The organism is Mycobacterium sp. (assembly GCF_032162605.1).
Taxonomy (GTDB): Bacteria; Actinomycetota; Actinomycetes; order Mycobacteriales; family Mycobacteriaceae; genus Mycobacterium.
On record NZ_JAVROT010000518.1, the window covers coordinates 1 to 8,603 of the forward strand.

11 protein-coding genes and 1 tRNA gene are annotated in these 8,603 nt (G+C 64.8%); 7 read left to right on the forward strand and 5 right to left on the reverse strand.

Annotated features, from left to right (window positions below; all coding sequences use genetic code 11):
• Positions 1-125 precede the first annotated feature (125 nt).
• On the forward strand, positions 126-650 hold the full coding sequence (locus QOI01_RS28645; RefSeq protein ID WP_526386527.1) for a VOC family protein: 525 nt from the start codon (positions 126-128) through the stop codon (positions 648-650).
• A gap of 5 nt (positions 651-655) precedes the next feature.
• Positions 656-1,168, forward strand: a complete 513-nt coding sequence (locus QOI01_RS28650; RefSeq protein WP_526386528.1) for a carboxymuconolactone decarboxylase family protein — start codon at positions 656-658, stop codon at positions 1,166-1,168.
• A gap of 6 nt (positions 1,169-1,174) precedes the next feature.
• Here QOI01_RS28650 and QOI01_RS28655 read toward each other — a convergent pair whose 3' ends face one another.
• A complete protein-coding gene (locus tag QOI01_RS28655) occupies positions 1,175-1,813 on the reverse strand; it encodes an HD domain-containing protein (protein WP_526386529.1) in 639 nt (212 codons plus the stop codon).
• Between the two features lie 154 nt (positions 1,814-1,967).
• Between QOI01_RS28655 and QOI01_RS28660 the strand changes: the two genes are divergently transcribed.
• Complete coding sequence (locus QOI01_RS28660; RefSeq protein WP_526386530.1) at positions 1,968-2,942, forward strand: GlxA family transcriptional regulator; 975 nt, start codon at positions 1,968-1,970, stop codon at positions 2,940-2,942.
• A gap of 111 nt (positions 2,943-3,053) precedes the next feature.
• Here QOI01_RS28660 and QOI01_RS28665 read toward each other — a convergent pair whose 3' ends face one another.
• On the reverse strand, positions 3,054-4,007 hold the full coding sequence (locus tag QOI01_RS28665) for an NmrA family NAD(P)-binding protein (RefSeq protein ID WP_526386531.1): 954 nt from the start codon (positions 4,005-4,007) through the stop codon (positions 3,054-3,056).
• Between the two features lie 91 nt (positions 4,008-4,098).
• Between QOI01_RS28665 and QOI01_RS28670 the strand changes: the two genes are divergently transcribed.
• Positions 4,099-4,686: a TetR/AcrR family transcriptional regulator gene (locus QOI01_RS28670; protein ID WP_526386532.1), complete on the forward strand. Its 588-nt coding sequence runs from the start codon at positions 4,099-4,101 to the stop codon at positions 4,684-4,686.
• 13 nt (positions 4,687-4,699) lie between these two features.
• On the opposite strand, the gene QOI01_RS28675 is transcribed toward QOI01_RS28670, so the two are convergent.
• A tRNA-Leu gene (locus tag QOI01_RS28675) sits at positions 4,700-4,784 on the reverse strand.
• 75 nt (positions 4,785-4,859) lie between these two features.
• On the opposite strand from QOI01_RS28675, the gene QOI01_RS28680 reads away from it, so the two are divergent.
• The 3 genes from QOI01_RS28680 to QOI01_RS28690 are packed head-to-tail and all read left to right on the forward strand — an operon-like array spanning position 4,860 to position 6,380.
• A complete protein-coding gene (locus QOI01_RS28680; RefSeq protein WP_526386533.1) occupies positions 4,860-5,636 on the forward strand; it encodes a hypothetical protein in 777 nt (258 codons plus the stop codon).
• Positions 5,617-6,003, forward strand: coding sequence for a hypothetical protein (locus tag QOI01_RS28685; protein ID WP_526386534.1), 387 nt, complete (start codon positions 5,617-5,619; stop codon positions 6,001-6,003). Before QOI01_RS28680 ends, QOI01_RS28685 begins: the two co-directional genes overlap by 20 nt.
• Positions 6,000-6,380 carry a DUF3817 domain-containing protein gene (locus QOI01_RS28690; RefSeq protein WP_526386535.1) on the forward strand — a complete coding sequence of 127 codons (381 nt, stop codon included), beginning with the start codon at positions 6,000-6,002 and terminating at the stop codon, positions 6,378-6,380. Before QOI01_RS28685 ends, QOI01_RS28690 begins: the two co-directional genes overlap by 4 nt.
• Positions 6,381-6,395: 15 nt before the next feature.
• Here the strand turns inward: QOI01_RS28690 and rdgB are convergent, their stop codons facing one another.
• Entirely contained in the window at positions 6,396-6,998 is a 603-nt protein-coding gene (gene rdgB, locus QOI01_RS28695; protein WP_526386537.1) for an RdgB/HAM1 family non-canonical purine NTP pyrophosphatase, read from the reverse strand.
• Positions 6,999-7,062: 64 nt separating this feature from the next.
• Complete coding sequence (locus QOI01_RS28700; RefSeq protein ID WP_526386536.1) at positions 7,063-7,734, reverse strand: hypothetical protein; 672 nt, start codon at positions 7,732-7,734, stop codon at positions 7,063-7,065.
• Positions 7,735-8,603 lie beyond the last annotated feature (869 nt).

Here is an 8,603-nt window from a genome sequence, read left to right on the forward strand (position 1 = left end):
GGGGCACGGCCAAGACCGCGAGGCGAATTGCCCAGCTGACACTTGCCGCCGCCAAGGCCTCGAATTCGGTGTAGACGCGCAACCGGCAGGCTTCGGATCCCCATGAAGAAGAAGGTCATCAGAAAATGAGTACCAAGTTCGGCAGGATCGCCCAGATCGGCTACGTCGTCCGCGACATCGATGCCGCGATGGACAATTGGGTCCGCCACGGCGTCGGTCCCTGGTTCTACGTCGACCGTGTGCAAACCGACTTCTTCCGCTACCGCGGGGCCGACTCGGACATGCAGATGAGCGTGGCCCTCGCCAACTCCGGGGACGTACAGCTCGAGCTGATCCAGCCCCGCAATGGCGCCCCATCGATGTACAAGGACTTCCTCGACGCGGGGCGCGAAGGAATGCAGCACATCGCGTACTGGTCCGACGACTACCAGAACCTGCTGGACGGGGCGTTGGCCGACGGGTACGCGATCGGGCAGGAAGGCAGCATCGGCGGGGAGTTGGGCCGGTTCGCCTACCTGGACACCGAACACGAACAGGGCACCGTCATCGAACTCTCCGACATCAGTGGACCCAAAGGTCAGTTCTTCCAATACATTCGAGAAGTCGCCGCCGACTGGGATGGCGCCGACCCGATTCGCGGCCGAGAGTGAGCGCCATGGAGTACCCCGACCCGACTGCGCTGCCGCAGGAGCTACGGGCCACCGTCGAAGCGCACAACTCGCTGAACGTCTACCGGATGATCACGCATTCGCCCGGTCTTGCCCCGGGATTCTTCGTGATGGCCGACGCCATGTTCCAAGCGAACTCACTGCCCGCGCAGTTGCGCGAACTCGCCATCATCCGCGTCGGCCGGGTCTATGGCGCCACCTACGAGGTCTTCCAGCACGAGCGGATCGGCGGCTGGGTCGGCCTGTCCGCCGATGCGATCGCCGCAGCCGCCACCGGATCCACCGAGGGGCTGCCCGACGATGAAGCCGCCGTCCTCACCTGGACCGACCGCCTACTTGAAGACCACACCATCAGCGGCTCCGACCGAGACGACGCCCTCGAGGTGCTCAGCGTGACGCAGTTGGCGGACCTGGTCCTCACCGTCGGCTTCTACCAACTGGTCTGCAACTTCCTCAACACCTTCGACGTCACCACCGAGGGTGAACCGACCTTCGGCTGAGGCTTGCTACTCGGGCCACGCAGAGTTCTTGATGACGTCCACGAAGTCGGTGCGGCGGAAGTCAGGAATGAAGTGTTCGAGCACGTCGGCGTTGACGGTGCCGAACGTCGTGTCCGGCCGGTCCTTGAACCCGTCGGCGAACGCCTGGAGTATCTCGGCCTTGAAGTTCGGCCGTGGGTGCGACGCCGTCACGGCCTCGATCTGTCCAGATTCGATTGCGTCGAGCCGAATTCCGAGCACGTCGGTCTCCACGCCCGCGGTGGTCGCGGCGATGACCGGATGCATCCCGTAGGGCACCTCCGGGGTTGTGTGCAGAGCGATCGCCGCCCAGACGACGTCGGTCTCGGCGCCGGAGAACCCGTGCGAGACGAGGAAGGCCCGCGCCGCGTCGGCGCTGTCCATCTCGAAACGCTGCGCGGTGCCACGGTACGGCGGGACCAACCCGGTGTCGTGAAACAGCGCGGCGACGTACAGCAACTCGGCGTCCGGGTTGATCGCCAGCCGCCGGGACTGCAGGCTGCCGAACAGGAACACTCGACGCGAATGATGAAAGATCAGCTCGTTGGTGGTGTCACGGATCAGCTCCGTCGCATCCTTCACCAATGAGCTGTCCGGGATCCGAACTCCCGCAATGGTCTCAGCCATGTTCTCTGTCCTTCCGAATAGAACGTCCCGGTCGGCGAGGTTGTCGACCGGCTTCTTCCACTATCGCTCGGACCAGTGCGGTGCCGCCGTGTACTTGACGCCATGAAACCCTCAGATGTGGACACTGTGTGATGGCTGACCTGGAGGGCCGACGATGAGCCTCGACGCTGCACCCCACGATGTCGTGGTTCTGCTCTACGACGGAGTCCAGATGCTCGACGTCACGGGTCCGATCGACGCGTTCGCCTCGGCCAATACCTTCGGCGCCAATTACCGCATCACCCACGCCTCGCTCACCGGCAACGACGTGGTGGCCAGCTCGGGTGCCCGCCACGGCACCGACGCCGGCATCGACCACCTGCCGCCGAGTGTCGGCACCCTGCTGGTGCCGGGGGCACCGGATTGGCAGGCCGCCATCACCGATTCCGCGCTAGTCGACGCCGTGCGTAGCCTCGCGCAATGCAGCGGCCGGACGGTCTCCATCTGTGCGGGCGCCTTTCCCCTGGCGGCGACAGGCCTTCTCGACGGTCGACGGGCCGCCACGCACTGGAAGCTCGCCCGTCAGCTTGCCGCGCGCTTTCCCAAGGTCACCGTCGACTCGGCGTCGCTGTTCGTCACCGACGGTCCCTACGTGACCTCCGCCGGTGTCACCGCGGGCATCGACCTCGTGCTGTCACTGATCGAACACGACCATGGGCCCGGCCTCGCGCTGGACGTGGCCAGAGACCTCGTCGTGTTCATGGCCCGCCCGGGAGACCAGTCGCAGTTCAGCGTGCGCCTGGAAGCGCTGCCCACCAACCACTCCGTCGTCCGCGCGGTCATGGACGTCATTACTGCAAGCCCCAGTCGCAACCACACTCTGTCCGCGCTGGCGGCGACCGCGGGTGTGAGCGCCCGTCACCTGTCCCGGTTGTTCCTCGCCGAAACCGGGCACACCCCTCAGCACTTCGTCGACCGCACCCGCCTCGAAGCGGCCTGCGCGATGCTCACCGGCGGCCAGGCGTCCCTGGACCAGATCGCCGAACGGACCGGGCTGGGCTCCAGTGAATCGCTGCGTCGCCTGTTCCACCGCGAGCTTGCGATCACCCCGAGCGCCTACCGAAACCGGTTCAAGACGGCGAAGCCCTGACCGTTGGGCACGGATTGTCAAGCAGTGCAATGGCCCCCGACCACAGAGCTCCCGCCCCGGTGTGACGGGTATCGGCGGCGAGATGAAGGTACGGGTGGCCGAGCACTGGACTCATCGCGTGGACTGCTCTGCGATGGTTGGGGTGAACTCGTTCCGATGCTCGTGGACGAACTCGGCGAAGGACAGTGGCTCGTGGCCGATGATTTCGGTGAGTCGTGTCGGGTCCGGCGGGATGGCGGCCGCGCCACGTTGAGCCACCAGTGCACCCACGGCCGAGATGTGTTGAGCCATGGCAGTGTTGACCACGCCCGGCGAACTCCGCGCCACGCCTTCCAGCGTGGTCTGCCAGTCGTGAGCCGAGATGGGAGCGAATTCGACGACGCGACCGGTCTCCGCGGTGATCGCCTCGGCGACTTCGTCGTGGGTGAGTAGTTCGGCGCCCGGCGGGTAGGTCACCTTCCTGTCGGTGAAGCGGTCCGGGTCGATCAGAGCCGCGACGGCGAGGTCTGCGGCGTCGCGGCCGCTGATCCACGGCGTCGGGCCTTTCCCGAAGCTGTTGGCGAATCGCCCGGTTTCGCGGATCTCGTGGCCGTGCAGGACGAGGACGTTCTCGTAGAACAGCGCCGCCACCCTCAGCACGGTGGGTTCCAGACCGGCCCAGCCGAACACCTCCTCCGCTATCCACTGCGCGCGGCCCAGTGCGCTCGGACTCTCGGCCGCGGCGGGCCCCATGGACATCACCACCAGGTGTGGCGACACCCCTTCGGAGCGCAGCACGGACGCCAGGTTCCCCGCGGCGGCGACGGCGCCTGCTGCGATCGGATACGCGAAGTAGACGGCGTCGATGCCGTGGACGGCGTCGACGAGGGACCGGCGGTCCATCAGATCGCCCGTCACCACCTGCACGCCCTGCTCCACGAACCGATCGACGTGGGCACCACGGGACCGGACGAGCAGGCGGACGTTGCGGTCATGGGCCAGAAGCCGATCGACGACCTGCGACCCGGTACCGCCGTGCCCGCCTGCGCCGATCACGAGCACTGTGTGTTTCGAGCTGTCGGACATGCGACCTCCGCCTGGGTAATGATCGGTATAGTTAGCTCATAGACGGTACAACCGCTTCCGAAGGAAGTAAACCGAACGGTATGCTTATTCCATGACAGAGACGGTCACGTCCCCGGATGTCCGAGGCGGCCGGGGTGCGCGCGAACGGATCCTCAACGCCGCGACGACCCTGTTCTATCGCGTCGGCATCCATGCCACCGGCGTGGAGCGCCTGACGCAGGAGGCGCACGTCTCCAAACGCACCTTCTACCAACACTTCCCGAGCAAGTCGGATCTCGTCGAGCAGTACCTGCGCCGGATCGACGCGGCGGGTGGATCACCGTACGAGCGGGCACTCGACACCACCGACGCCACACCCCGCAACCGGCTTCTCGCAATCTTCGAGCCGATGCCGACCGGACGCTTCCGCGGCTGCCCATTCCACAACGCATCCGTGGAGAGTGCGGGCGAGCTGACGGCGGTCGACGAGCTGGTGCGGGACCACAAACTCATGTTCGTCGAGCGTCTGACCACCGTGGCCGCTGCGGCGGGCGCGACGGATCCGTCCCGTCTCGGCCACCAGCTTGCGGTGCTCTTCGATGGCGGCAATGCCTTGGCCACCTCGCTGAATGATCAGGCCCCGCTGGTGTACGCCCGTTCGGCGGCCGAAGCGCTGATCGACGCCGCCATCACGGGCTGAATAAGAGTGAGAGTGCGGGCGGGGGGACTCGAACCCCCACGTCCTTTCGGACACGGGCACCTAAAGCCCGCGCGTATAACCAATTTCGCCACGCCCGCAGAGCGGTGATGTTACCTCCTCGCACCTTGTATGTCGGTGGTGCTTCCTACCTTGGTGCCGGGAGGGACGAAGCCATGCGGTCTGCCGAGGAATTCGACGAGGTTCGACGATTGATTGCGGACGGCATGAACGACTGCCAAGTCGCAAGAGCCACCGGAATCCCACGGAAGACCGTTTGGGAGTGGCGACGCGGACCGCGAATACGTCCCCGCGAACGGACGGGGGCCTCACCGTGCGGCATCGACCACGATTTCGCTGCGTTGCCGGCGGCCGCTTATTGCTATCTCCTCGGACTTTATTTAGGAGACGGTTGCATCTCACGCCACGCCAGGGCCTGGCATCTCAGAATCACGCTCGACACGAAATATCCAGCGATTATCGCGCGATGCCGGACGGCGATCGACATGGTGTTTCCCCGGCAGCGCGCAGCCATTGCGCATCGTCCCGATGGCTGCGCCGACGTGTCGCACTACTCCAAACACTGGCCATGTCTCTTACCCCAACACGGACCCGGCCGAAAACACCACAGACGAATCGCACTCGAGCCTTGGCAACAGGCCCTCGTCGACCAAGCCACCGAGGAGTTCGTCTGCGGCCTCATCCACAGTGATGGCTGCCGGGTCGTCGCGAACGACCGCGGCGTGAAGAGCATCCGCTACCACTTCTCGAATCGGTCAGAAGACATCACCGGATTGTTCACCGCTGCGCTCGACCACCTTGAGATCCCCTGGAGGCGGTCATGCAAGCGAGACGTTTCCATTTATCGAAATGCCGCCACGGCCCGCATGGACGAGTTCATTGGACCCAAGGCCATCGCGGTACCGTGGAGCAATGTCCACTACACGGCGTAGGAGGCCGGCGCTGATCGCGCTGGTGTTCGTCGCCGCCTCCGGCTGCCTGGGATTGGCCTGGTGGCAGTGGACCCGCTACGAGTCCACGTCGGGAAGCTTCCAGAATCTCGGCTACGCCCTGCAGTGGCCGATGTTCGCCGCCTTCTGTTTCTACGGCTACTACAAGTTCGTCCGTTACGAAGAGGCGCCGCCGCCGACGCCTAGTCAGTACGGCCCGACCGAGATCCCCGATGGCCTGTTGCCAGAACGGCCAAAGGCCGCCATTCAATCCGACGACGATCCCACGCTGCGCGAGTACAACGCCTACTTGGCCGAGCTCGCCAGGTCCGAGCGACGCCAAGACCCCGACGACAGGACGACCAGATGAGCAGCCCCGATCCCGAAGCGCCCAGTGACGCGCCGGAAGCCGACGATCCATCGCCACAGACGCCCAACCAGCCCATCCGCAAGGCGCTCACCGGCTACCGAGTACTGGCCTGGACGACCGGCATCTGGCTGATCGCGCTGTGCTACGAGATGGTGCTGAAGTACATCGTCAAGGTCGACGATCCGCCGAGCTGGATCGGTGTCGTGCACGGCTGGGTGTACTTCGTCTACCTGCTCTCTGCCGCCAACCTCGCGGTGAAGGTGCGCTGGCCCATCGGCAAGACCATCGGCGTGCTGCTGGCAGGCACCATTCCGCTGCTCGGCATCATCGTCGAGCACTTCCAGACCAAGCAGATCAAGGCCGCGTTCAACCTCTAGCCAGAGTGTTGAGACTCAAGCCAGCGCGCGCAGCGCGGGCAACAGCAGCGCCAGTGCCCGGCCACGATGCGACGCCGCATCCTTCTCGTCCGGGCTGAGCTGCGCCGCCGAGCGGGCCGATCCCTGCGGCAGGAACACCGGGTCGTAACCGAAGCCGCCGTCGCCTCGCGGTTCGCGGGCGATGTTCCCCACCCACTCCCCCCGCGCGACGGTCTCCCCCATCGATGAGACCAACGCGCACGCCGACACGAACGCCGCACCACGCCGCGCGTCCGGCACGTCACCCAACTGACCGAGGAGCAGCCGAAGATTCGCCTCGTCGTCGCCGTGCGCACCCGCCCACCGCGCCGACAGCACGCCAGGCATCCCGTTGAGGGCGTCGACCGCGAGCCCCGAGTCATCGGCAACCGCAGCCAGGCCCGACGCACGAAACGCGTCGCGCGCCTTCGCCAACGCGTTCTCCTCGAACGTCGCTCCCGTCTCCGGGGCCTCGTCGAACGGGGCGACGTCGTTCAGGGACAACAGACGCAGCCCGGACGCGCCGGCACCGTCGAGTACTCGGCGAAGCTCGGCCAGTTTCTTCGGGTTGCGGCTGGCCACCAGGAGATCGGTCAACAGGTTTTCCCAATCATCACAGTTTCTCCCCTATCAAGTCAGACGCCATCGACATCCACTGACGGACCTAGCGGTCCTTACCAGTATCTTCAATGACCATCACAACTAGCGGGTACGGCTCGAACTCGCTCTTCTGCCGGTACCACAGCCTGAGGTCGGAATCAGGCACTCTGTGCATGCGGTATGAGCGCCCGGTATTGCCGGGTCTGGTTTCGCGAAGATCCAAATTCGTGTGGAAGTCGGGACGTCTCATCCGGGCGACCTCGGTGCGAACTAGAGCTTGTTCGTCGAGCGTGAGCGTCGCCATCGTGAAGACCGCATCCTCAACGAGGAGCACATTGCGTTCCGGCCCATCGCGGGACGCCGACGGGTCTTGCGTGACGGTGGGAGTACCGAACTGAGCATCGTGGTACCGAGACAACGCCTCTTCCAATGCCTTCCGCGCCTCTTCCAAGTTGCTTCCGGCAACTATCCGTCCTCGTTCAAGCTGCTTCTCGGCGCGGCGTGCCTTGGCGATGGGAATCTTGAGAAGGCCGAGTTCAACGATCCCATCGACATGCGAGTAAAACGCGGCGAGAACAACCATCAGTAGTCCGGTCAGAACGAAGAAACCGCCCGCGAGCTCGTCGTCTTGGCCGGCGAAAAAGGCCCACATTCCGGCGGCGGCCAGCAGCACGCCCGAACCGCCCAATAAGAGCTGACCGACTCGCTTTCGGTCGGCGGACTCGTCCTCCCCCACGGGACGAATGCTATCCGGCCAAAGCGATCAGGTGAGCTAGTGACTGGCCCCTCCCTCGCTCGCTCGCTCGCTCTTATTAGCCGAGTAATCAACTACGTATGTCGATACCGACCGCTCCCTAGCGTCGATTGCACGTCCAGATTCCAGTTCTGGACCACAAATGGGGGGCCTTCGATGACGATCAAGAATGTCGCATGTAAGACGAAAAAACTCGTCGCCGCAGGGGGATTGGCGTTGGGCCTAGTCGGCTTCGGCCTGTCTGCTGGAATCGGCACAGCCGTTGCCGACGGACACAACATCACTGATCCAGATGGGACCTGGGGAGACCCCGACGATGCCGAATCACGGGATCAGAGCATGGTGCCCGCCGTCGATTCATACGCCACATCGTCTTACCCGGCCGGATCGGGTTCCGGTCAACAGTTTGCCGGTGGCTTCGTCCTACCTCGCGGGCCATGCTGCGCTACCTCGCTAGCGGAACGAGCCGCCCTCCCCTCTACGGTGGCGGGGGCTGTTTCGTGTCAGCTGTCGCGCACGGTTCGGTCCGCCCCCCAACGTCTGAGGGAGTCCATGACGGCCGGGTCTGGTCGAATAAACCACGACTAGAGGGCAGCAACCGCGACAGTCATGGTCCCCGCCCCCAATGGGCGCGCTCTCACGGTTCCCGCGCCGCAGCGCGAAACTTGGTAGTACGGCCCCCCAGCCGCTGAGATACACGCTACAAGCGAGCCGCCCAAGGTCGAATCGGGGAAAACCCTCACGTTCCCGCCTCAGGCGTGCCTTAGCCTCGATTCACCGAATGACCTGGTGTTTGTCCGGGTGTCGGAATGAGGAAAGTGCCCTCTGAGCTGGGATGATTGTAGTTCTCA